This is a genomic window from Micromonospora sp. NBRC 110038 (assembly GCF_020884815.1).
Classification (GTDB): Bacteria; Actinomycetota; Actinomycetes; order Mycobacteriales; family Micromonosporaceae; genus Micromonospora; species Micromonospora haikouensis.
In genome coordinates, this window is record NZ_BBOL01000006.1 from 227,864 (window position 1) to 251,087 (window position 23,224).

Genomic DNA, 23,224 nt, shown 5'->3' on the forward strand with positions numbered 1-23,224 from the left:
ACGACGTACCGCACGACGCTGCCACCGTCGCCGCGCGACGCAGGTCGGGGTCATGACCGTCGCCCTCGCCGCCCCGCACCACGAGGCCGTCCGCGCCGGCGAGCGCGCCGTCGCGGCCGGCGGCAACGCCCTCGACGCGGCCCTCGCCGCCGCCTGCATGCTCACCGTGGTCTACCCGCACCAGTGCGCCCTCGGCGGCGACCTCATCGCGGTGGTCCGCTCGCCCGAGGGGGAGACGACGGCGGTGGTGGCGGCGGGCACCGCGCCGCGCGGGATCGACCGGCCGGCGACGCGGTGGCGGACCATGCCGGGGCAGGGTGCGCACTCCGTCACCGTCCCCGGGGTCGTCGCGGGCTGGCTGGAGCTGGCCCGGCTCGGCGCGCTGCTCCCGCTCGCCGCGCCGCTGCGGGAGGCGGCGGCCGTCGCCGAGGCCGGCACCCGGGTCAGCGCGGGGCTCGAACGCGCGCTCGACAGCCGCCGCGACACCGTGTTGGCCGACCCGGGGCTGCGGTCGGTGTTCGCGCCCGGCGGGCGGCCGCTGCGGCAGGGGGCGACGGTGCGCCAGCCGGCGCTCGCGGCCACGCTGCGCCGGCTCGCCGCCGACCCGCGTGATCTGTACGAGGGGGAGACGGCGCGGGCCATCGTACGGCTGCTGGGGTCCCTGGGCGGTGCCCACACGCTCGCCGACTTCGCCGGCTACCGGCCGCAGACGGGCCCGGCGGTGACCCGGGAGATCGCCGGGCGCGCCTGGTCGGTCGCGCCGCCCCCGTCCGTCGGGGCGGTCCTGCTCGGCGTCGCGGCTGCGGTGGCCGACGGCGACGGCGCACCCGACCCGGCGCGCCTGCTCGACGCCAGCCTGGCCGGGGTCGCCGCCCGGGCCGGGTTCCTCGGCGACCCCCGCACGGGCGGGGCCGACCTGGCGGCCCTGCTGCGGCTCGACGCCCCTGCGGCCGCCGCCGGCCCGGCCGAGCCGCCCGCCCACGGCGACACGGTCGCGGTGGTGGCCAGCGACGACGCCGGGTGGAGCGTCTCGCTCGTGCAGAGCGTCTACCAGACCTTCGGCGCGGGCCTGCTCGAACCGGAGACCGGCGTCGTGCTGCACAACCGGGGCTCGGCGTTCAGCCTCGACCCCGCGTCACCGGCGCGGCTCGTGCCCGGGGCCCGGCCCCCGCACACGCTCTGCCCGGTCATCGTCCACTCCGCCGAGGCCACGGTCGTCGCGGGCTGCCAGGGCGGCCGCGCCCAGCCGTGGATCCTGGCCCAGCTGGTCCCCGCGACGACGGACCTGGCCCGCCCGCTCGACGAGGTGCTGGCCCGGCCGCGCTGGGTGGTCGGCGACGTCGACCTGGGCCACGCCGACCTGACCCTGGTGGCCGAGCCGGGCGTGGACGACCGGGTGGTCGACGCGGCGCGGGCCGCCGGCCTGCCCGTCGCCTGGTTCCCGGGCCGGGCCGACGCCGCCGGCCACGTCCAGGTCGTGCGCAGCCGCGCCGGGCGCGACGGCGCGGCGTTGCAGGCCGCCAGCGACCCCCGCGCCGACGGCGCGGCCGTGGTGGCCCGGGCCCCGGGCCCCCACTCCCGAGCCTGAGCCCTGCCCGAGTCCGGGTCGCAGTCCGAGCCACCGTCCGGGTCGTAGTCCGAGCCACAGTCCGAGTCCGACCAGAAGGAGCATCATGCCGATCCACACCGTCCTCGGGCCGATCGCGCCGGAGCAGCTCGGGCCGACGTCCATGCACGAGCACCTGCTGAGCGATCTGCGCATCTGGTCGAAGCCGCCCCGGGAGCTGCCGCCCGTGGGCGTGCCGATGGGCCCGCAGCTCGCGTCGTACCTGCGGTGGAACGCGCTGTCGCTGGAGGAGAACCTGATCCTGCACGACCCCGACGTCGCCGCCGAGGAGCTCGCCCACGTGCGGGCGGCCGGCGGCTCGGCCGTCGTGGAGCTCACCCTGGAGGGGATGGGCCGGCGCGTCGGGGACCTGCCGGAGATCGCGCGTCGCGCCGGGGTGCACGTCTGCGTCGGCTCGGGCTTCTACGTGGAGGAGACGATGCCGGCGCACGTGCGGGCGGCGGGCGTCGACGAGCTCACCGAGCTGCTCGTGGCGCAGCTGACCGACGGCATCGGCGACACCGGCATCAGGCCCGCCCTGCTCGGCGAGATCGGCACGAGCTGGCCGATCACCGACGCCGAGTGGCGGATGGTGCGCGCCGCCGGCCGGGCCGGCGCCCGCACCGGCGCGGCCGTCTACATGCACCTGTCCTTCCGGGGCGCGGGCGGCGTACCGGTGCTGGCGGCGCTGCTGGAGGAGGGGATGCCGGCGGACCGCGTGGTCATCGGCCACCTCGACGAGCGGTGGGACCGCGGCTACCACCGCGAGATCGCCCAGGCGGGCGCCGTGCTCGCCTACGACACGTTCGGCTCGGACTTCTACTACGGCACGCCGGCCCTGCGCAATCCCACCGACGCGGAGCGGCTCGACATGGTCGGGTGGCTGTTGAGCGAGGGGTTCGGCGGGCAGCTCGTGATCGGCGCGGACGTCTGGACGCAGGCGAACCTCCGCCGCAACGGAGGCAACGGCTACGACCACCTCTTCCGCCGGATCGGCCCGGCGATCGCCGACCTCGCCGGGGGCGACCCCACCGTCGTCGACACGATCCTCGTCGGCAATCCCCGCCGCCTGCTGGACCGCCCCTGACCGCTGCCCGGCGGGGCCCGGGTCGCGTCGTCAGCCGGCGGCCGGCCCGGGTACCCCGTCGGCCAGGTCGGGTGCCGCGCCGGGCCGGCCAGGTGCCGCGCCGGGCCGGCCAGGTGCCGCGCCGGGCCGGTCGGGCGGGGCTTCGCGGGCGAAGACCGCGACGACGACCAGCGCCGCCACCTGCAGCGCCGCGACGAGGAGGAACGCCCAGCCCGTCGAGGCGGCGGCGATGACGAGCCCGCCGACGAGCGCCCCACCGGCGTAGCCGAGGCCGGTGAAGCTGGAGAACAGGCCGAGGCCGAGGGCCTGGTTCGCGCCGTCCAGGCCCCGAGCGGCGAGCATCGTCAGCGACGGGTACAGCGGCGAGAACCCGATGCCGATCAGGACCTGGGCCGCTGCGGCCACCCAGAAGTTCGGTGCCAGGCCCATGGTGGTCAGGCCGGCCGCGAGCGCGCACAGCGAGACCGCGGTCGCGCGGACCGGGCCGATCCGGTCCGGCAGGCCCGCCAGGGCGATCCGTGCGCCGATGACGCTGACCGAGAAGACGGCGAACACGGAGGCCGCGCCCGTGACGCCGCCGGCCGGCACGCCCCGGGCCTGGAGGTGGACGAGGAGGAAGCCGAGCATCAGCCCCTCGCCGCACCAGGCCGCGGCGGCGACGACGCCCGGCACCCAGACCGCGCGGAAGGAGCCCCGCACCGCGCCCGCGCGCCGGCTGCGGGGGGCCGCCGGTGGCCGCGCCGGCCGGGGCAGCCAGGCGACGAGCACGACGGTGGCCACCTCCAGGGCGGCGCACAGCGCGAACACGCCGGCGGGCCCGACCGCCTGGTTCACCGCCACGCCTACCTGCGGGCCGACGGCGAGCCCGAGCCACACGCTCAGCCCGAAGACGCTCAACGCCCGGCCGCGTTGCCCGGTGGGCGCCAGCGCGACCAGCCAGGCCATGACGAGCGTCATCGCGGCGGCGTTGCCGAGGCCGAACAGCAGCCGGGCGGGGCCGGCGCCCCACAGGGAGGGCACCGCCGCCAGCAGGAGCATCCCGAGCGCCGCCGTGCCGCCGCCGGCCAACGCCACCGCCCGGTAGCCGCGCCGGTCGCCGAGCAGCCCGGCAACGGGCATGGCGACCATCGAGGCGACCGCGCTGAGCGAGATGAGCACGCCGGACAGGGACGCGTCGCCGCCGAGCACGCGTTCGACGTAGCCGGGGATGATCGGGGTGCTGGCGGAGTTGGTCATCGCGCCCAGGGTCGAGGCGGCGAAGAGGAGCCAGAAGGGTACGGTCCGGGTGACGTCGCGCGGCGACGTCATGACGCCGTCGGTTCCGGCGCGCACTCCAGGCTGAGCCACAGCTCGAAGCAGTTGCGCCGGGACAGCGCGGTCGCGCCGATCGACGCCCGGCCGACGCTGCCGATCTCGTCGCCGAACACCTCGACGAAGAGGTCGGTGGCGCCGTTGGACACCTCGTGCAGCGGCTCGAACCCCGGTGGGCAGGCCACGAAGCACAGGGCGCGGGACAGGCCCACCACGTTGTCGAGCGAGCCGAGCGCGAGCCGGATCATCCCGAGCGTGTGGATCGCGGTCAGCCGGGCCGCCTGGTAGCCCTGCGCGACGGTGACGTCGACTCCGACAACCCCGGGGTGCAGCCGCTCGCCGGCCCGGTTCTCGGGCGTGAGCCCGCTGAGTTCGAGCAGGTCGCCGATGCGGTGGAACGGCTTCAGCCGGCCGTAGCGCCGCCCGTACGGTGGGTCGGCGTAGTCGGGGATCTCCAGGCCGAGTTCCCGGACTCTCTGCTCCGCACTGGCCACAGACTCTCCCGCTTTGTATCCGAAGATGGTTAGAGTGGATCCACTTTAACCGGAGGAGGCTGGCATGACGACCCCGACCCCTGAGCAGCGCGTGGCCGAGCTGGGCCTGGTGATCCCCGACTACGCCGACCCGCCCTACGGCGAGCGGTACGGCGCGATGAAGCCGTTCCACCGGTCGGGCCGCACCCTCACGCTCGGCGGCATGACCCCGGAGGACCGGCAGGGCAACAAGGTGTTCCCGGGCCGGGTCGGCGCGACCGTCACGCCGGAGCAGGGCTACGAGGCGGCCCGCTACACCGCCGTCAACGTGCTCGGGCTGATCCGCTTCGCGGTGGGCTCCCTCGACGAGGTCACCTCCTTCGTGCGCACCCTCTGCCTGGTCGTGACGACCCCGGAGTTCAGCGACGTCAACCTGGTCGCCAACGGCGCGAACGACCTCTTCGTGGAGGTCTTCGGCGACCGGGTCGGGCGGGCCACCTCGGCGAGCGTCGGCGTGCTGAGCCTGTCGGGCGGCAACGTCTTCGAGATCCTCACCGTCGTCGAGACCCGCGGCGCGGCCGACTCCTGACCCGCCCTCCGGGTGGGGCACGCGGCCGGCGGCGGTCGCCCGCCCCGGCCGCGCGGGGTCAGAACGCCCGGACCAGCAGCACGCCGCCGACGACCGTGCCGAAGGCGATGATGACCGCGCGCAGCAGGGCGGGCGGCAGCCGGCGGGCGAGCCGGGCGCCGAGGAAGCCGCCGAGCATGGTCGCCGGCACCAGCACCCCGGTGGCGGCCCAGTTGACCGGCCCGAACGCGCCGTAGACCAGGATGGTCACCACGCCCACCGTCGCCGAGAGGACGTTCTTCAGCGCGCTGACCCGGCGCAGCGAGTCGTCGAGGACGAGCGCCAGGCCGGCGATGAGCAGCAGGCCGAGCGCCGCGTTGAAGTAGCCGCCGTACAGCCCGCAGCCGAAGACGGCCAGGTGCAGGGCCGCGCCGGCCCGGCGGGGGGAGTGGGCCCGGGGCTGCCCGGCGATCGCGCGCACCCGGCCCTGGAACGCCAGCAGCGCGGTCGCGCCGAGCACCAGGAACGGCACCACGACGTCGAAGACCGCGCGTGGCGTGACCAGCAGCAGCACGGTGCCGCAGAGCGCGCCGAGGACGGCCGTCGGCACCGCGCGGCGGATCCGCCGGCCCTGCCCGGCCAGGTCGGCGCGGCTGCCGAGGACGCTGGCGCCGTACCCGGGCGCGACGGCCAGCGCGTTGGTCACGTTCGCCGACACGGGCGGCAGGCCGATGCCCAGCAGCGCCGGGAAGGTGACCAGCGACCCGCCACCGGCGACGGCGTTGACGATGCCGCCGGCCAGGCCGGCGAGCAGCAGGAGGGCGGCCTGGGGCGGGGTCACGATTGGCACTCGCGCATTGGATCCAATGTCATGTAGCATGGATACATCACTCGGGCGCGGAAGGCCACCCCGGCCTCCGGCGCCGGACCCGCCCCCGCCGGGTCCCGCCGACCCGCCCTGTCCAGACGGCACAGGCGCCGCTGACGAAGAGGAGCCCGATGGGCCACGAGAGCGCTCCGGCTTGGCACGTACCCCACCCGACCGTCCTGGGCACCCGGCATGCCGTCTCGTCCGGGCACTACCTCGCCAGCTCCGCCGCCCTGGCGATCCTCGACGCCGGCGGCAACGCCGTCGACGCCGGCTGCTGCGCCGGCATGGCGCTGGCCGTCCTGCACGCCGACGAGGTCAACTTCGCGGGCGTGGCCCCCATCATGATCCGGATGGCCGACGGGACGACCGTCAGCATCGACGGCCTCGGCGTGTGGCCCGCGGGGATCCCGGCCGACCTCTTCCTGCGCGAGCACGCCGGCACGATCCCGCGCGGCCTGCTGCGCACCGTCGTGCCGGCGGCCCCCGACGCCTGGATCACGGCGCTGCGCGACTACGGCACGATGAGCTTCGGCCAGGTCGCCGAGGCCGCCATCCGGCTCGCCCGCGACGGGTTCGCGGCCTTCCCGCTGCTGGTTGAGGGGATCACCGCGCGGCAGCGCGGCTACCGCAACTGGCCGGCGAACGCGGCCATCTACCTGCCCGAGGGCCGGCCGCCCCGGGTCGGCGAGCGGTTCGTCCAGACCGATCTCGCCCGCAGCATCCAGCTCATGGCCGACGCGGAGGCGGCCACGACCGGCGGCCGGTTGGCGGGCCTGGAGGCCGCCCGCGCGGTCTTCTACGAGGGCGAGCTGGCCGAGCGGATGGTCGCCTACCACCGGGAGAACGGCGGCTACCTCACCGCGCGGGACCTCGCCGACTTCCGCTGCCGCCGCGAGCCCGTCCTGACCACCCGCTGGCGCGACTTCGCCGTGCTGACCTGCGGCGCCTGGTGCCAGGGACCCACGCTGGCCCAGACGTTGCAGATCCTCGAGGCGTACGGCCTGCAGGGGCTGGAGCACAACTCGCCCGGGTACGTGCACCTGGTCGTCGAGGCGCTCAAGGGCGTCTTCAGCGACCGCGAGCACCTCTACGGCGACCCGGCGTTCGTCGACGTCGACGTCGAGCGGCTGCTGTCGACCGCGCACGCGGTGGCCCGCGCGGCCGGCATCGACGCCGACCGGGCCCACCCGGGCCTGCCCGACCTGATCTTCGGCGCGCCGCAGCCGCTGCCCGAGCCCAAGGACTACGACGAGCTGCCGGTCGTCGGCGAGGGGGCGACCTCGTACGTCTGCGTGGTCGACGCCTGGGGCAACGCGTTCTCGGCGACGCCGTCGGACGGTGCCTCCACCTCGCCGGTGATCCCCGGCACCGGGTTCGTGCCGTCGCTGCGCGGCATGCAGTCGCGGCCCGACCCGGCGCACCCGTCCGGCGTCGCCCCGGGCAAGCGGCCCCGGCTCACCCCGAACCCGGCGATCGTGGTGCGCGACGACGGTTCGGTCATGCCGTTCGGCTGCCCCGGCGGCGACATGCAGGTGCAGGCGATGGTGCAGGTCTTCCTCAACGCCTTCCACTTCGGGATGCCGTTGCAGGAGGCCGTGAACGCGCCGCGCTTCTCCACCTGGAGCTTCCCCAACTCGTTCGCCCCCTTCGACTACCTGCCGTCCCGGCTGTTCCTGGAGGACCGGTTCCCCGCCGGGACCCTTGAGGCGCTGCGGGCCAGGGGGCACGACGTGCGGTCCTGGCCGGCGTTCACCCGGGACGCGGCGGCCGTGGAGGCGATCTACCGCAATGCCCGCACCGGCTTCCTGGAGGCGGCGGCCGATCCGCGCCAGCCGGCGGCGGCGTACGTGTCCTGACCGCCCTTCGAGCAGCTCCGTGAGGAGATCGTGGTGAACGTTGAACCCCCGTACGTGGTCGCCGGGCGGATCCACACGATGGACCCGGCGCGCCCGCTGGCCGAGGCGATGGCGGTGGACGGCGACCGGATCGCCGCCGTGGGCACCCTGGCCGAGGTGCTCGCCGCCTGCCCCGCCGGGGTCGGCGTCGAGGAGCTGGACGGCACGACGATCACCCCCGGCCTCATCGACACCCACCTGCACATGCAGCGCGGCGGCCTCAAGATCATCCATGACCTCGGCGACGCCACCCACGATCTCGACCTGGTGATCGCGACCATGCGGGAGAGGGGCTTCGAAGCCGGGTGGGGCCCGCAGCCACCGACCCCCGCCGACCGGGCCGCCGCCCTGCGGCTGGTGCAGCCGCTGATGCACCAGCTCGGCTTCACCGGGATCATCGACCCCGCGGCGACCCCCGAGGAGCTGCGTGGCTACCAGGAGAGCCGGCGGCGGGGCGAGCTGACCATGCGGGTGGTGGCCATGCCGTACCCCGAGGTGGGCGGGTTCGCCGACCCGGACGTCGACGGGGCGATCGACTGGCTCCGGGGCCTGGGCCTGCGCACCGGCGACGGCGACGACCTGCTGCGCGTCGGCGGCATCAAGGTCTACTTCGACGGCGAGGCGATGAAGGGCGAGGCGCTGCGGCGCACGCCGTGGCCGCACAACGGCTCCACCGGGCGGCAGCGCCTGCCCACCGCGCAGTTCCAGCGGCTGGTGGACTTCTGCGCCACCGAGGGCTGGTCGGTCGGGGTGCACGCGGTCGGTGGCGCCGCGATCGCCACGGTGCTCGACTGCTTCGCCGAGGCCGACCGCAAGCACCCCATCGCCGGCCGGCAGTGGCAGATCATCCACGGCTACCTGGAGGTCGAGCCGGAGTCGATGGCCCTCGCCGCCCGCCTCGGCGTCGTCCTGGCCGCCCAGCCGTCGATCCCGCTGCGCAACGCCGCCGGCCTCGTCGCGCAGCTCGGCGCGGGGGCGGAACGGATGAACCCGCTGCGCTCCTGGCTCGACGCGGGGGTCCCGGTGGCGCTCGGCTCCGACGGCCCGTTCTTCCCGTTCGACCCCCGCGAGCTGATCTGGTCGGCGGTCACCCGGCGGGTCCGGGGCCGGGCGGAGCCGCTCGCCCCGCAGGAGGCGATCACCGTGGCGGAGGCGCTGGCCGCGTACACCGCGACGGCCGCCGTGGCGGCCTTCGACGGCGACCGGCGGGGCCGCCTCGCGCCCGGCCGGCTGGCCGACTGGGTCGCCTTCGACCGGGACCCGTTGGGCGTGCCGCCCGACGAGCTGCCGACCCTGCGGGTGCTGCGCACGGTGGTCGGCGGCCGGACGGTCCACCGGGCGCCGGCATGAGCGCCGGGCCGGCACCCGCCGGGGCCCGCCACCTCCCGTCGACGGGACGGGTCGCGGTTGTTTACACATCGGCAACGCACGTGGGACGCTACGGGATCCATAAAGCAATACCGTGGATCCAATGCAGTTCGTTTCGGTGGAAGGGAAACCGGATGACTCATCGGCCGCAACCCCAGCTCGCAGCGTACGTCGGGGCAGCGCAGGCGGCGAAGCGGAGCGCGCCAAGATGACCATGGAACAGGCTCTCGCCGCGCCGGCCACCACCCGACGGCGCAGGCCCATGGCGGACGGCGCCGCCGCCGAGCGGCGCTGTCTGCTGTGGCCGCCGCTGGTGTTCTTCCTCCTCACCGTCGCCGGGCCCGTCGTCGCGCTGGTCCAGCAGGCGCTCTCCGGCGAGGGCAACGCCTTCGCCGAGTCCCTGCGGATGGAGGTCTTCGTCGACTCCGTGTGGCGCACCCTGCTGCTCGCGGCGGTGGTGACCGTGGCGACGGTCGTCGTCGGCACCTGCTACGCGTTCGCCATCGCCGTCGGGCCGGTGTGGGTCAAGGCGCTGCTCATGGGCGGCCTGCTGATCTCCCTCTGGACGTCGGTCATGGTGCGCACGATCGGCTGGATGCTCCTCGAACTCCCGACCGGCGCGCTCTTCTGGGTGCTGGAGCTGCTGCACCTGCGCAGCGAGCCGATCGACTTCTACCAGAGCACCGCGGCGATGTACCCGGCGATGATCGCCGTGATGCTGCCGTTCGCCGTGCTGCCGGTGCTGGCGTCCGTCATCGGCTTCGACCGCGAGCAGCTCAAGGCCGCCACCGTCTTCGGCGCGGGGCCGCTGCTCACCCTCGGCGCGGTCGTGCTGCCGGCGATCCGTCAGGCCATGATCAGCGGCGGCGTCCTGGTGTTCGTGATGAGCCTGGGCTTCTACGTGACCCCGCTGCTGCTCGGCGGGCCCGCCAACATGACCATGTCCGGCATCATCAACGCCCAGCTCAACACCGCCAACCGCGCCGACGTCGGCGCGGCGATGAGCCTGCTGCTCGTCGGCGGCACGGTGGCCATCTACCTGGTCGCCGACCGGCTGTTCAAGGTCAGCGAGAGGTGGGGCTGACATGACCGACTCCCCGCTGCGCCGCAGCCTCGGCTGGTACCGGCTGCCCATCCTGGTCGTCGCGCTGGTGACCAGCCTGCTGTTCTACGTGCCGTTCCTGGTCGTCGTGGCGACCAGCTGGACGGAGACCTCGTTCATCATCTTCCCGCCGGACGGCTTCTCCCTGCAGTCCTACTCCGGGGTGCTCAACGATCTGGAGTGGATGGACGCGTTCAAGGTGTCGCTGCGGGTGGCCGGGCTGGGCACCGTCATCTCGGTGGCGCTGGGCACCCTCGGCGCGCTGGCGCTGACCCGGCTGCGCTCGCGGACGGCGCGCAGCTGGGTGCGCACGCTCTTCATCGTGCCGATGGCCATCCCGCCCGTCGCGTACGCCGTCGGCCTCTACTCGGTCAGCCTCCGGGCCGAGGCCCTGCAGGACAACCTCGCCCTGCTGGTCCTCGGCGAGGCGCTGCTCGCCGTGCCGTACGTCTTCGTGATGGTCTCCTCCGGCCTGAGCCAGGCCGACCCCGCGCTGCGGCCGGTGGCCAGCACGCTCGGCGCCTCGTGGCCGATGGTCATCTGGCGGGTCGACCTGCCGATGATCGTGGGCCACATGCTCGCCGGCGCGGTGTTCGCCTTCGCCGTGATCTTCGATGAGGTGGTCCTCTCGGTCTTCCTCACCCCGATCGGCGTCAAGACCCTCCCGTTGCAGATGCTCACCGCGTCGCAGGAGGAGCTGTCGCCGCAGCTCACCGCCGCCTCGACGCTGGTCTCGATGCTCGCCGTCGCGCTGCTCGGCGGCTACAGCCTGTTCTCCAACCGCCGGTCGGCCCGCGCCCGGCGTCTCTCCCGAAAGGCCGCGACCGCATGAGCATCGCGCTGTCGATCAAGGATGTCCACGTCACCCTCGGCCAGTTCGAGGTCCTGCGGGGGGTGAGCCTCGACGCCGAGCCGGGCACGTTCGTGACGCTGCTCGGCGCCAGCGGCAGCGGCAAGACCACGCTGCTCAACGTCATCGCCGGGCTGCAGCAGCTCGACTCCGGGCACGTGCTGTTCGACGGGGAGAACGTCGAGCGCCGGCCGCCGCGCAAGCGCCGGGTCGGGGTCGTCTTCCAGTCGTACGCCCTGTTCCCGCACATGAGCGTGGGGGAGAACGTGGCCTTCCCGCTGCGGGCGGCCCGCCGGCCGAGCGCCGAGCGGCGGCGCGTGGTCCAGGAGATGCTGGACCTGGTCGACCTCGGCGGCATGGTGGACCGGGCCCCGGCGTCGCTCTCCGGCGGCCAACGGCAGCGGGTGGCGCTGGCCCGCGCGCTCGCCTCGGACCCGAGCATCCTGCTGCTCGACGAGCCGATGGCCGCCCTCGACAAGCAGCTGCGCGAGCGGATGCAGGTCGAGATCAAGCGGATCCAGCAGCAGGTCGGCATCACCACCGTCGCGGTCACCCACGACCAGGCCGAGGCGATGACGATGTCGGACCTGGTGGCGATCATGCACGAGGGGCGGCTCGTGCAGGTCGACTCGCCGGAGAACCTCTACCGCCGGCCGGTCGACGAGTACGTCGCGAGCTTCCTCGGCGAGGCCAACCTCTTCCCGGCCGACCGGCAGGGGCCGCTGCCGGTCGACTCGGGCGCACCGGCGACCGGCACGGCGGTGGTCCGCCCGGAGGACCTGGTCGTGCTCGACGCCGGCCAGCTCGGCGACCGCTGGCACGTGCGCGGCGTGGTCCGCCTGCTCAGCTTCCAGGGCAGCCGCTTCCGGCTGGAGGTGACCACCCCGGCCGGGCGCAGCGTGGTCTGCTCGCTGCCGCCGCACACCGACGCCGGCGCGCTGCTGCCCGGCAGCGAGGTCACGCTCGGGTGCGCGGACTCCGACCGGGTCCACGTGATCCACCCGGCCGCCGTGGGTGAGCAGCTCAAGCTGGTCGCGTGATGGCGGCGGGCAGGCCGGGGCGGCGGCGATGATCGAGACGGTCCTCGGGCCCGTCGCGGCGGCCGGCGTCGGCCGGGTCAACATGCACCAGCATCTGCTCAGTGACGCCAGCGCGCTGAGCCGCCCCGGCGCGGAGCCGGCCCCCGCCGACCAGCGGGTGACGACGGCCAACCTGGGCTTCCTCCGGTGGAACGCCCTGGCCCTGGCCGACAACCTGCGGCTGGACGACCCGCGGCTCGCCGCCGCGGAGCTGCGGCACGCCGCCGGCGGCGTCGACCTCGTCGTCGAGGACACCAGCATCGGGCTGGGGCCGGACCACCCGGCCCTGCCGGCGATCTCGCGGGCCGCGGGCGTGCACGTCGCCGTGGCGTACGGCCTGTACGTGACGCCGACCCTGCCAGGCTGGGCGCGGGACCTCGACGAGGACGGGGTGCACCGCCTCCTGCACGGCGCGCTGACCGACCGGGTCCCGGGCACCGACTACCGCGCCGCCCTGCTCGGGATCATGGGCACCACCGCGGCGTTCCCCGCCGTCGAGCGGGCCCGGCTGCGGGCGGCGGCCGTCGCCGCCGCCGGTGCCGGGGCGAGCGTCGGCGTCCGGCTCGACGGCGACAGCCGCACCGGCGTCGAGGTGGTGGCCGAGCTGACCGGTGCCGGGCTGCCGGCCGACCGGATCCTGCTTACCAACGCCGACGAGTACCTCGACGCCGCCTACTGGCACGACCTGCTCGACACCGGTGCGACCCTGGAGATGTGCTTCGGCACCGAGTGCCAGCACGTCGGGCGGATGCGTAACCCGTCCGACGGGCAGCGGCTGGACTTCTTCGAGGCGTTCCTCGCCGCGCGCCCCGACGGCCGGTGGGTGCTCGGCGGCTCGGTGTGGACCAAGGCCCAGCTGCGCCGCTACGGCGGCGAGGGCTACGACCACCTCACCACCCGGGTCCTGCCGGAGCTGGTCCGCCGGGGCGTCGCCCCGGACCGGCTGGCGGCCATGGTGACCCACGAGCCGCGCCGGCTGCTGGACCGGCCGTCCCCGACCGTCGACCCGACCACCACCCCGGCCGAGGAGGCCCACCATGCGCGCTGAGCTGCCCGCCCTCGCTCCCACCCAGGCGCTGTTCGTCGACGGGGCGTGGCACCCCGGCGGCGAGCTGTTCGACGTCGTCGACCCGGCCACCGAGGAGGTGCTCACCCGGGCCGTCCAGGCCACCCCGGCCGACGTCGACGCGGCCGTGGGCGCGGCCCGGCGGAGCCTGGCCGACCGGCGCTGGGTGGGCCTGCCGCCGCTGGAGCGGACCCGGATCCTGCACCGGGTCGCCGACCTGATCGAGGCGGAGCTGGAGGAGCTCGCGATCCTGGAGACCCGCGACAACGGCAAGCCGATCGAGCGGTCCCGGGCCGACGTGGCCACCGCCGCGCGCACCTTCCGGCACTTCGCCGGCGCGCCGAGCCGGCTGCTGGGCAGCACCGTCCCGATCGACCCCGGCGCGCACCACGTCTACACCACGCTTGAGCCGGTGGGGGTGGCCGCGCTGATCCTGCCGTGGAACTTCCCGATCATGACCGGCGCTTTCAAGATCGCCCCGGCGCTGGCCGCCGGCTGTTCGGTGGTCGTCAAGCCGGCCGAGCAGACGCCGCTGACGATGCTGCGCCTCGCCGACCTGATCACCGCCGCCGGGGTCCCCGCCGGGGTGCTCAACGTGCTGACCGGCGACGGCCGCGTCGGCGCGGCCCTGGTCGACCACCCCGGCGTCGCCAAGGTCTCCTTCACCGGGAGCACGGAGGTCGGCCGGCTGGTCGGCGCCGCGGCCACCCGGCGGTTGGCGCGGGTCACCCTCGAACTGGGCGGCAAGAGCGCCAACATCGTCTTCGCCGACGCCGACCTGGACGCCGCCGTCACCACCGCGCTCCGCGCCTCGTTCGGGCACTCCGGGCAGATGTGCACGGCGGGCAGCCGGCTGCTGGTGCACCGCGCGGTCCTCGCCGAGTTCACGGGGCGGCTCGCCGAGGCGGCGGCGCGGGTGCCGGTCGGCGACGGGCTGGCCGGGGGCATCTCGGTGGGTCCTTTGGTCTCGGCGGAGCAGCGCGAGCGGGTCCTCGGCTACGTCGCGCAGGGGCGCGCCGAGGGGGCCGAGCTGCTCGTCGGCGGCGCGGCCCCGGCCGGCCCCGGCTTCTACGTGCCGCCCACCGTCTTCGCGGGGGTCACCAACGACATGGTCATCGCCCGGGAGGAGATCTTCGGGCCGGTGGTCGGCGTGCTGGCCTTCGACGACGAGGTTGAGGCGGTGCGGATCGCCAACGACTCGACGTACGGCCTCGCCGCCGGCGTCTGGACCACCGACCTGAGCCGGGCGCACCGCGTCGCGGCCCAGCTGGAGGTGGGGACGGTGTGGGTCAACAGCTACAACGTGTTCGACCCCGCGCTCTCCTTCGGCGGGCGCAAGGAGTCGGGCGTCGGCCGCGATCTCGGCGACGAGGCGTTGCACGGCTATCTGGAGTCGAAGGCCGTCGTCGTCAGCCTGTAGATCGTATCCATTCTGAGGGAGATAGTATCCATGAGGCTGGCGAGCGTGGGAGATCGTGCCGTACGATGGGATCCACATTCGGTCTTTCTGGATCCCATGTCGGGAGTTGGGGGAGCGGTCGACGGTGGAGCTCTCGGTGAACGCTGACCACGCGGACGTCGACCGGCTCGGCACCCTCGTGCGACCCGTGGACGTCGCCCGGGAACGGGCGCAGACGGTCGGGGTGCGCCACGCGCACCACCTCAACTCCGCGGGTTCCGCCCTGCCGACGGTCGCGGTGGTCGACGAGGTCGTCGCCCACCTGCGGCGCGAGGAGACCGAGGGCGGCTACGAGGCCGCCGCGGCCGTCGCCGGCCGCATCGAGGAGGTGTACGCCTCGGCGGCGCGTCTCGTCGGCGCCCGGGCCGAGGAGATCGCCCTGTCCGACAGCGCGAGCACCGGCCTGCGGGTCATCGTCGACGCGCTCCGCCTGGACGCGACCAGCCGCGTGCTGGTCGCCCGCTCGACCTACGTCAGCCACGCCCTGCACCTGCTCAGCCTGACCCGGGAGACCGGCGCGGAGCTCGTCGTCCTGCCCAGCGGCCCCGACGGCGCGGTCGACCTCGACCGGCTGGAGCGGGCGCTGACCGGCGGCCCGCGCGACGTCGTCTGCGTCGCCCAGGTGCCGACGTCGTCGGGCCTGGTCGAGCCGGCGCGCGACATCGGCGCGCTGACCCGCCGCTCCGGTGCGGTCTACCTGCTCGACGCGACCCAGTCGGTCGGGCAGCTGCGCATCGACGTCGACGAGATCGGCTGCGACGCCCTGGTGACGACCGGACGCAAGTTCCTCCGCGCCCCCCGGGGCACCGGCTTCGCGTACCTCCGCGGTGACTTCCTCGACCGGCTCACGCCCGTCGCGCCCGACGTGCGGGGCGCGGTGTGGACGGGGACGCACCAGTGGACCCTGGCGCCGACGGCCCGCCGCTTCGAGACCTGGGAGTCCTCCGTGGCCGGCCGGCTCGGCCTGGGGGTGGCGCTGACCCAGCTGCTCGACCGGGGCGTCGAGGCGACCGAGGCGTACCTGACCGCGTGCGGGGCCCGGCTGCGTCGGGGGCTCGCCGCCATCGACCGGGTGACCGTGCAGGACCCGCCGGCCAGCCGCTCGGGCATCGTCACGTTCACCGTCGACGGTCTCGGCAGCGACGCGGTCAGCCGGCGGCTGGCCGTGCGCGGCGTGCGCACGGTGTCGGTGCCGGCCAGCCACGGCCAGTGGGACCTCGGCCTGCGCGGCGTGCCCGCCGTGGTCCGGGCCTCGGTGCACGTCTACAACAACGACGCCGACCTCGACGCGCTGCTGGGCGCGGTGGCCGAGATCGCCCGGGGAGCGAACCCGTGAGCGGGCCGCCCGAGGTCGACGTCCTCGTCGTCGGGCTCGGCGTGCACGGCTCGGCCGCCGCCTACGAGCTCGCCCAGCGCGGCGCGGACGTCGTGGCGATCGACCAGTTCGCCGAGGACCACCACCGGGGCTCGTCGCACGGCCGGACCCGGATGATCCGCCGCGCGTACCCCAACCCGGTCTGGAACGACCTCGTCGCGCGGGCCTTCGCCGGCTGGGAGCGCTGGGAGCGGGCCAGCGGCGAGACCCTGGTGCGGCGCACCGGCGGCCTCTACGCCCACCGGGGGACGGCCCAGCTCCAGGGGCCCGGCTGCGAGGTCGTCGAGGACCGGGGCCGGCTGCGGGAGCTGATGCCCTCCTTCGCCGTGCCGGCCGGCTACCGGGCCGTGTACGACCCGTCCGCCGGGGTCGTCGAGGCCGGCACCGCCCTGGCGGTCGCCCGCGCCGGGGCCCGGGCGGCCGGCGCGGAGCTGGCCTTCGGCGAACGCATGCTGAGCTGGCAGGCGACCGGCGACGGGTGCCTGGTCGAGACCACCGCCCGCCGGATCCGGGCCCGCTCGCTGGTGCTCGCCACCGGCGCCTGGGTCGGCCGGGTCGTGCCCGAGCTCGCCGACCTGTTCGAGGTGTGGCGCATCGTCACCGCCACGCTCCGCCCCGACCAGCCGGCCGCCCTGCCGCCCCGGCTCGGCGCCTTCTCCGTGGACCGGCCCGAGGGCCTCGTCTTCGGCATCCCCGACGCCGCCGGCAACGGCTTCAAGGCCGGCGTCGACGCCGGTGAGGTCTGGGACCCGCAGCGGCCGGCCGCGCCGCCGACCGCCGACGAGATCGGCGACCTGTGCCACCTGATGGCGCGCTACGTCCCCGGCGTGGCCGCCGACCCGCGCCGCGACGTGGTCGAGGCCGCGTCCTGCCTCTACACGATGACCCGGGACCGGCGGTTCGTGCTCGGCCGGCTGCCCTGGGCCCCGCCGGTGGTCGTCGCCGCCGCGTGCTCCGGGCACGGGTTCAAGTTCGCCCCGGCGATCGGCGCGGCCGTCGCCGACCTGTGCGGCGGCGACGACCGCCGCGACCTCGACTTCGTCGGCGTACGACGCCGGCTCGACCCGTGACGCCCGCGCCGCCGGCCCCGGCGTCCCCCGCCGGTGGGCCGGTGCCCGCCGCCCGCATCCCGCACCCCGTGGAGGACTCATGACGACCGCAGCGCACTGGAACGACCCCCTCACCGCAGCCGAGATCGCCGAGGTCGTCGCGCTGGTCGGCGACGATCCGCGGATCGGCAAGCGCCCGCGCTACTGGGGGATCGCCGTCGAGGAGGGACTGGCCCGCGCCCTCGCCCCGGGGCAGGGCCGGCCGGTGCGGCTGGTGGTGATGAACCCCGACGCCCACGCCGCCTGGGAGGTCGGCGCGTGGACCTCCGGCACCGACCGGCCGGCGTCGATCGCCTCCTGGACGCCGGTCGACGCCGAGCGGCCCGGCGTCTCCAGCGAGGAGGCCCGGATGGTCGCCCAGGCGTGCCGCGAGGACGCCGCGTTCCAGGCGGCGCTGGCCCGGCGCGGCATCACCGACGTCTCGCTGGTCTGGGTCGACCCCGAGTCGATCACCGGCTTCGAGCCCGAGGACCTGGTCGGCCGGCGGCTGTCCTGGGGCACCGTCTGGCACCGGGTGAGCGAGGACGACAACGGCTACGCCCGGCCCGTCGCCGGGCTCGTGCCGATCATCGACCTGGAGACCCTCGAGGTGGTCCGGATCGAGGACCACGGGGTGCTCCCGATGGCCTCCGAGACGGGCAACTACCGCTCCGGCACCTGGGGGCCGGACCGGCACGTCGCGCCGCTGGAGATCGTCCAGCCCGAGGGGCCGGGCTTCACCATCGACGGGCAGCTCGTTACCTGGCAGAACTGGTCGTTCCGGGTCGGCTTCACCCACCGCGAGGGCCTGGTGCTGCACGACGTCGTCTACCACGACGGCGACGAGGCGCGACCGGTGGTGCGCCGGGCGGCCGTCAGCGAGATGTACGTGCCCTATCTCGACAGCGACCCGACCGCGTACCGCAAGAACTTCTTCGACTGGGGCGAGTACGGCGCCGGCCCGCTCACCGCGTCGCTGGAGCTGGGCTGCGACTGCCTGGGGGAGATCCGCTACTTCGACACCGCCGTGCTCAACGGCCACGGCGAGGCGCGCACCATCAAGAACGCGGTCTGCCTGCACGAGGAGGACTTCTCCATCCTGTGGAAGCACGTCAACACCCGCACCGGTGAGGCGGACGTGCGGCGCAGCCGCCGCCTGGTGATCTCCTTCTTCGCCACCGTGGCCAACTACGACTACGGCTTCTACTGGTCGTTCTACCAGGACGGCATGATCGACCTGGAGATCAAGCTGACCGGCGTCATGTCGGTCTCCGGCATCGACGACGGGCAGACGCCCCGCTACGGCCGGCTGGTCGCCCCCAACGTGCAGGCCCCCAACCACCAGCACTACTTCGGCCTGCGGCTGGACATGGGGGTCGACGGCCCGCTCAACCGGCTCTACGAGATCCACGCCGAGGTGGAGCCGGACGAGGCGCTCAACCCGTACGGCAACGCCTGCCGGATGGTGCGCACGCCGATCACCACGGAGGCCGAGGCGGCCCGCAACACCAACCCGGCGCAGGCGGTGCACTGGCTGGTCGAGAGCACCTCGCGGACGAACCGCTACGGCGACCAGACCGGCTACCGGCTCACCCTGCCCAACACCGCCCGGCTCTACGCCCGGCCCGGCAGCATCGTGGAACGGAAGGCGCCATTCGTCGCCAAGCAGCTCTGGGCCACGCCGTACGAGCCGACGGAGCGGTTCATCGCCGGCGAGTACCCGAACCAGGCGCCGCTCGGCGCGGAGGGCATCACCGCCTGGCAGCAGGCGAACCGGTCGCTCGACGGCGTCGAACTCGTGCTGTGGCCGGTCGTCGGCGTGCACCACGACCCCCGCCCCGAGGAGTGGCCGATCATGGCGGTGCACCGCATCGGCATGCGGCTGGAGCCGGACGGCTTCTTCGACCGGAACCCGTCGCTGGACCTGCCGGCCCCACGCCGCCACGGTGCCGGCGCCGACGACGCCTGCTGTCACTAGGGGGCGCGGCATGGACCAGGTGTGGTCGGTCACCGGGCCCATCGGCCCGGAGGACCTCGGGCTGACCCTGCCCCACGAGCACGTCTTCGCCAACCTGACCCGCACCGAGTCGCGGGACGGGTTCATGACGGTGTGGGAGGAGCGGGAGCGCGACATCCGCCGGTTCGTCGAACGCGGCGGGAAGACCCTGTGGGACGTCACGAACGGTGAGCTGAGCGCGTACGCGGCGCCCGTCTACTACGACCGGGACCCGGCCCACCAGGTGCAGAACCCGGTCACCGGGTCGCGCTCGGTGGCCAACGTGCTGGCGACCAGGGAACTGGCCGAGCGCACCGGCGTCACCGTGGTGCTGGGCACGGGGCACTACTTCGAGGCGTACCTCGACCAGGGCTGGTGGGAGCGCACCAGCACCAACCAGATCGCCGACCACCTGGTCGCGGACCTGCTCGACGAGATCCCCGGCACCGGCGTGCGCGCCGGCCTGATCGGGGAGATCGCCTCCGACCAGCCGAGGATCACCGCCAACGAGGAGCGCTCGTTCCGGGCCGCCGGCCGGGCGGCGGTCGAGACCGGCGCGCTGGTGAGCACCCACGCGCCCACCTACCCCACCGGCGAGGCGCAGATCGACATCCTCACGGCCGAGGGCGTCGACCCGGAACGGATCGTGATCGGGCACACCGACACGGTCAAGGACGTGCGCTACTCGCTGGACCTGCTCCACCGGGGCGTCTACGTCCAGTACGACTGCATGATGGCCTGCAAGAGCGGCGGGCAGGTGGTCGTGCCGGAGCTGCGGCGGCGGGTGGACTACCTCCGGCACCTCGTCGACCGGGGCTTCGCCGCGAAGATCCTGCTGTCGCAGGACGTCAGCCAGCGGTCCCACCAGGCCGAGCTGGGCGGGCCGGGGATGTGCTTCCTGTTCGAGGAGTTCACCGAGTACGCGGTGGCGGCGGGCATCGAGCCCGAGGTGCTCACGATGATGACGGTGGACAATCCCCGGCGGGCGATGTTCGGCCGGTGAGGCCGGTGGCCGGGGCGCTCCTGCGGGGGCGCCCCGGCCACGTGTGTGCTCAGCCGGCGGCCGGCCCGCCTGCGACGTCGGCGGTCGGCTTGCCCGCGGCCAGCCAGGCGAAGACCTGGTCGCTGGTGACGAGGGCGTCGCGCTGGAGGTACCGCACGGCGCGCAGCGCGGCGTCGTGCGCCTCGCGGGAGGAGCCGCCGACGCAGTCGGTCAGCACCCGGACCCGGTAGTCGTGCTGGTGGGCGTCGACGGCCGTGTAGTGGATGCACACGTCGGTGAGCCCGCCGATCAGCAGCACCGTCCCGGCCCGGTACGCCTTGAGCACGATCTCCAGCTCGGTGCCGAAGAACGCCGAGTAGCGCCGCTTGCGGATGAGGAACTCCTCGGGGCGTGGCCGTACCCAGGGGGCGAGTTCCGTCTCGGGCCACCCCTCGACGCAGTGCGGGCCCTCGTCGCCGTCCAGCTCGCGGCCGATGTCGACCAGGCTCGGCTTGTGGACCTCCTGGATGAAGACGACCGGGACGTCGTGCTCGCGGCAGGCGTCGATGAGGCGTTCCACCCGGTCGGCGCGCTCCCGGCGGCCGCCCATGTGGGCGATCTCGGAGCGGGACTCCTCGTCGGGCACCGGGCCGCCCTGGATGTCGACCACGACGAGTACGGCGTTGCCCACGATCGCGGGCGGCGGCGGGTTCGTCATGGCTTGAACACCACGTAGACCTTGCGCAGCGTCTCGTGGACGGTCCACGTCCCGCACCAGCCGATCGGGAAGTAGGCCGTGCTGCCGGCGGTCACCTCGGCCGGCTCCTCGCCGTCGCGCTGGACGGTCATCCGACCGGAGACGACGTGGATGATCTCGCCCCGGGTGAGGAACTCCCAGCGCGACGTGCCCGGGTCGCTCTCCCAGACGCCGGAGATCACGGTGCGCGCCTCGTTGGTGAAGTCCACCCGGCTGCGGACGAGGATCTCGCCGCTGAGCGGCTGCGCGCTCGGGGGCCCGAGGGGCTTCTCCTCGAGCCCCGTGGCCGTGCGGGGGACGGTGGTGAGCGTCATGTGACCTCCTGAGTGCGGGGAACAGGCCCAGGCTAACTCAGTGGATGCCATGACGGCTAGATTGTATCCAATTCTACCCGCGGAAGACGGTGGAGGAGCGCAGCTCGTACCAGCGGGCCAGCTGCTCGCCGGCCTTGATGACGTGCTCGCGCATCTGGTCGGCGGCCCGCTGGGCGTCGCCGTCGGCCAGCGCCTCCAGGATCCGCTCGTGCTCCTGGAAGTTCTCGTCGCGGTGCCGGCTGTCGTTGACGATCAACTGCGCCGACACGTTGCGCGGGAAGGTCTCGTTGATGTCGTTGATCGCCTTGCTCAGCCGGGCGTTGCCGGAGATGCTCGCGATCAGCGTGTGGAAGACGTCGTTGCTGCGCCGGTGGTCGTGCTGGGCGGGCACGCCGTCGCCGCGCCCGGCGACGGAGAGGTCGTACATCTCCTGGTTGGCCGCCCGGAGCTGGTCGATCTGGTCGCGGGTGATCCGGCGCACCGCGCGCGCGGCGGCCAGCGCCTCCAGCTCCGCGCGCACCTCGTACGCCTCGCGGACGTCCCACGGCGCGGGGACGCTGACCACGGCGCCCTTGTTGGGCAGCACCTCGATCAGGCCGCTGGTCTGCAGCTGGCGCAGCGCCTCGCGGACCGGGGTGCGGGAGACGCCGAAGTTGCTGGCCAGCTCGGCCTGGCGCAGCTGGGCGCCGATCGGGATCTCGCCGGTCATGATCCGGTTGCGGATCTGCTCGGCGAGGTCGTCGACGAGGGCGGCGCCGGTCTTGCGGGTTGCCGCCAGTTCCTCGGTGGTCAACCGGCCACTCTCCCTCTGCGTCGATCGATCCGGGCCCCCCGGCCGCTCACCTGCGGCGGAGCATCGGAACGCCGCGTTGGCGACCAAACCTGCCCGTTGGGTCACACCACGATAGCAGGGTGGAGGATGCGTGGACCCACGTGACCCCGACATGGGTGTGTTTGCTTCCGTAACGGATCCGAAGAAAGTAACATTGGATCCAATGAGAGGGGGCCCGTGTCTACAGAACTACCCTTCGTCGTCCGCGCGCTCCGGTTGGAGGCGGCCGGTGTGCTGTCGGTCGAGCTGGTCCCGGCCGACGCCGCCGCGCCGCTGCCGGACTGGACCCCCGGGGCGCACGTCGACCTGGTGGTCGGCGACGGTTCCACCCGGCAGTACTCCCTGTGCGGCGAGCCCGGCGCCCCGTGGTGGCGGATCGCGGTCCTGCGCGAGCCCGCCGGCCGCGGCGGCTCGGCCTGGGTCCACGACCACCTGCGCCCCGGCGACCGGGTCCGGCTGCGCGGCCCGCGCAACCACTTCGCGCTGGAACCCGCCGGCAGCTACCTGTTCGTGGCCGGCGGCATCGGCATCACCCCGCTCCTGCCGCTGCTGGCCGAGGCGCGGCGGCGGGGGGCCGCCTCCCGGCTGCACTACTTCGGCCGGAGCCGGCGCGGCATGGCGTTCCTCGACGAGCTCGCCCCCTACGGCGACCGGATCCGGGTGCACGCCGCCGACGACGGGCCCCGGCCCGAGCTGCGCGACCTGCTCGACGGGCTGCCGCCCGACGCGCTGGTCTACGCCTGCGGCCCGAGCCGGCTGCTGGCCGGGCTGCGCGCCGCCACGGAGGCGGCCGGCCGCCCCGACCGGCTGCGCACCGAGCTGTTCTCCGCGCCCGTGCCGGCGCAGCCGCAGCCGGCCGGGGCCTTCACCGTCCGGCTCGACCGCAGCGGCGTCGAGGTGACGGTGCCCGCCGACCGGTCCGCGCTGGACGTCCTGCTGGAGGCCGGCGTCGAGATCGTCAACGACTGCCACGAGGGGATCTGCGGCAGCTGCGAGACCAGGGTCCTCGCGGGGGCCGTCGACCACCGGGACCACGTCCTCACGGCCCAGGAACGGGCGGCGGGGGACTGCCTGATGGTCTGCGTCTCCCGCGCCGCCGGCGACCGGCTGGTCCTGGACCTGTGAGCCGCCCCGAGGTGCCGCCC

General features: G+C 74.5%; 21 protein-coding genes. 15 read left to right on the forward strand and 6 right to left on the reverse strand.

Going from position 1 to position 23,224, the window contains the following annotated elements; genetic code table 11:
- The first annotated feature begins 52 nt into the window (after positions 1-52).
- Both LPU61_RS22130 and LPU61_RS22135 read left to right on the forward strand, forming a co-directional pair.
- Positions 53-1,588: a gamma-glutamyltransferase gene (locus tag LPU61_RS22130; RefSeq protein WP_229405969.1), complete on the forward strand. Its 1,536-nt coding sequence runs from the start codon at positions 53-55 to the stop codon at positions 1,586-1,588.
- 85 nt (positions 1,589-1,673) lie between these two features.
- Positions 1,674-2,693, forward strand: a complete 1,020-nt coding sequence (locus LPU61_RS22135; protein ID WP_043968429.1) for a phosphotriesterase — start codon at positions 1,674-1,676, stop codon at positions 2,691-2,693.
- A 30-nt stretch (positions 2,694-2,723) separates the two neighbouring features.
- Here the strand turns inward: LPU61_RS22135 and LPU61_RS22140 are convergent, their stop codons facing one another.
- The gene (locus LPU61_RS22140) at positions 2,724-4,001 is read right to left on the reverse strand and encodes an MFS transporter (RefSeq protein WP_229405970.1); all 1,278 of its coding nucleotides are present in this window, start codon (positions 3,999-4,001) and stop codon (positions 2,724-2,726) included.
- Complete coding sequence (locus tag LPU61_RS22145) at positions 3,998-4,498, reverse strand: RidA family protein (protein WP_043968433.1); 501 nt, start codon at positions 4,496-4,498, stop codon at positions 3,998-4,000. The genes LPU61_RS22140 and LPU61_RS22145 overlap by 4 nt, the downstream gene beginning before the upstream one ends.
- A gap of 64 nt (positions 4,499-4,562) precedes the next feature.
- Here LPU61_RS22145 and LPU61_RS22150 point away from each other — a divergent pair, with 64 nt between their 5' ends.
- A complete protein-coding gene (locus LPU61_RS22150) occupies positions 4,563-5,066 on the forward strand; it encodes a RidA family protein (protein WP_043968436.1) in 504 nt (167 codons plus the stop codon).
- A 58-nt stretch (positions 5,067-5,124) separates the two neighbouring features.
- On the opposite strand, the gene LPU61_RS22155 is transcribed toward LPU61_RS22150, so the two are convergent.
- Entirely contained in the window at positions 5,125-5,886 is a 762-nt protein-coding gene (locus LPU61_RS22155; protein WP_229406070.1) for a sulfite exporter TauE/SafE family protein, read from the reverse strand.
- A gap of 158 nt (positions 5,887-6,044) precedes the next feature.
- Here LPU61_RS22155 and LPU61_RS22160 point away from each other — a divergent pair, with 158 nt between their 5' ends.
- The 11 genes from LPU61_RS22160 (at position 6,045) to LPU61_RS22210 (ending at position 20,197) form a co-directional block, all read left to right on the forward strand.
- Positions 6,045-7,772: a gamma-glutamyltransferase family protein gene (locus LPU61_RS22160; RefSeq protein WP_229405971.1), complete on the forward strand. Its 1,728-nt coding sequence runs from the start codon at positions 6,045-6,047 to the stop codon at positions 7,770-7,772.
- 33 nt (positions 7,773-7,805) lie between these two features.
- Entirely contained in the window at positions 7,806-9,161 is a 1,356-nt protein-coding gene (locus tag LPU61_RS22165; protein WP_229405972.1) for an amidohydrolase, read from the forward strand.
- A gap of 226 nt (positions 9,162-9,387) precedes the next feature.
- Complete coding sequence (locus LPU61_RS22170) at positions 9,388-10,263, forward strand: ABC transporter permease (RefSeq protein ID WP_229405973.1); 876 nt, start codon at positions 9,388-9,390, stop codon at positions 10,261-10,263.
- A gap of 1 nt (position 10,264) precedes the next feature.
- Positions 10,265-11,113: an ABC transporter permease gene (locus LPU61_RS22175; protein WP_229405974.1), complete on the forward strand. Its 849-nt coding sequence runs from the start codon at positions 10,265-10,267 to the stop codon at positions 11,111-11,113.
- The gene (locus LPU61_RS22180) at positions 11,110-12,171 is read left to right on the forward strand and encodes an ABC transporter ATP-binding protein (protein WP_229405975.1); all 1,062 of its coding nucleotides are present in this window, start codon (positions 11,110-11,112) and stop codon (positions 12,169-12,171) included. The genes LPU61_RS22175 and LPU61_RS22180 overlap by 4 nt, the downstream gene beginning before the upstream one ends.
- 28 nt (positions 12,172-12,199) lie before the next feature.
- Positions 12,200-13,258 (forward strand): hypothetical protein, encoded by a 1,059-nt coding sequence (locus LPU61_RS22185; RefSeq protein ID WP_043968449.1) that lies wholly within the window; start codon positions 12,200-12,202, stop codon positions 13,256-13,258.
- Positions 13,248-14,696, forward strand: coding sequence for an aldehyde dehydrogenase (locus LPU61_RS22190; RefSeq protein WP_043968451.1), 1,449 nt, complete (start codon positions 13,248-13,250; stop codon positions 14,694-14,696). The genes LPU61_RS22185 and LPU61_RS22190 overlap by 11 nt, the downstream gene beginning before the upstream one ends.
- A gap of 136 nt (positions 14,697-14,832) precedes the next feature.
- Positions 14,833-16,071 (forward strand): aminotransferase class V-fold PLP-dependent enzyme, encoded by a 1,239-nt coding sequence (locus tag LPU61_RS22195; RefSeq protein ID WP_158499203.1) that lies wholly within the window; start codon positions 14,833-14,835, stop codon positions 16,069-16,071.
- On the forward strand, positions 16,068-17,180 hold the full coding sequence (locus tag LPU61_RS22200) for an FAD-dependent oxidoreductase (RefSeq protein WP_229405976.1): 1,113 nt from the start codon (positions 16,068-16,070) through the stop codon (positions 17,178-17,180). The genes LPU61_RS22195 and LPU61_RS22200 overlap by 4 nt, the downstream gene beginning before the upstream one ends.
- 79 nt (positions 17,181-17,259) lie before the next feature.
- A complete protein-coding gene (locus LPU61_RS22205) occupies positions 17,260-19,176 on the forward strand; it encodes a primary-amine oxidase (protein WP_043968455.1) in 1,917 nt (638 codons plus the stop codon).
- A 10-nt stretch (positions 19,177-19,186) separates the two neighbouring features.
- Entirely contained in the window at positions 19,187-20,197 is a 1,011-nt protein-coding gene (locus LPU61_RS22210) for a phosphotriesterase (protein ID WP_229405977.1), read from the forward strand.
- 49 nt (positions 20,198-20,246) lie between these two features.
- On the opposite strand, the gene LPU61_RS22215 is transcribed toward LPU61_RS22210, so the two are convergent.
- The 3 genes from LPU61_RS22215 to LPU61_RS22225 all read right to left on the reverse strand — a co-directional run bounded on the left by LPU61_RS22215 (position 20,247) and on the right by LPU61_RS22225 (position 22,040).
- Positions 20,247-20,894, reverse strand: a complete 648-nt coding sequence (locus tag LPU61_RS22215) for a cysteine hydrolase family protein (protein WP_229405979.1) — start codon at positions 20,892-20,894, stop codon at positions 20,247-20,249.
- Positions 20,891-21,247 (reverse strand): cupin domain-containing protein, encoded by a 357-nt coding sequence (locus LPU61_RS22220; RefSeq protein ID WP_043968460.1) that lies wholly within the window; start codon positions 21,245-21,247, stop codon positions 20,891-20,893. Before LPU61_RS22220 ends, LPU61_RS22215 begins: the two co-directional genes overlap by 4 nt.
- Before the next feature lie 73 nt (positions 21,248-21,320).
- Positions 21,321-22,040, reverse strand: a complete 720-nt coding sequence (locus LPU61_RS22225; RefSeq protein ID WP_198956737.1) for a GntR family transcriptional regulator — start codon at positions 22,038-22,040, stop codon at positions 21,321-21,323.
- A 216-nt stretch (positions 22,041-22,256) separates the two neighbouring features.
- On the opposite strand from LPU61_RS22225, the gene LPU61_RS22230 reads away from it, so the two are divergent.
- Positions 22,257-23,204, forward strand: coding sequence for a PDR/VanB family oxidoreductase (locus tag LPU61_RS22230; RefSeq protein WP_043968463.1), 948 nt, complete (start codon positions 22,257-22,259; stop codon positions 23,202-23,204).
- Positions 23,205-23,224 lie beyond the last annotated feature (20 nt).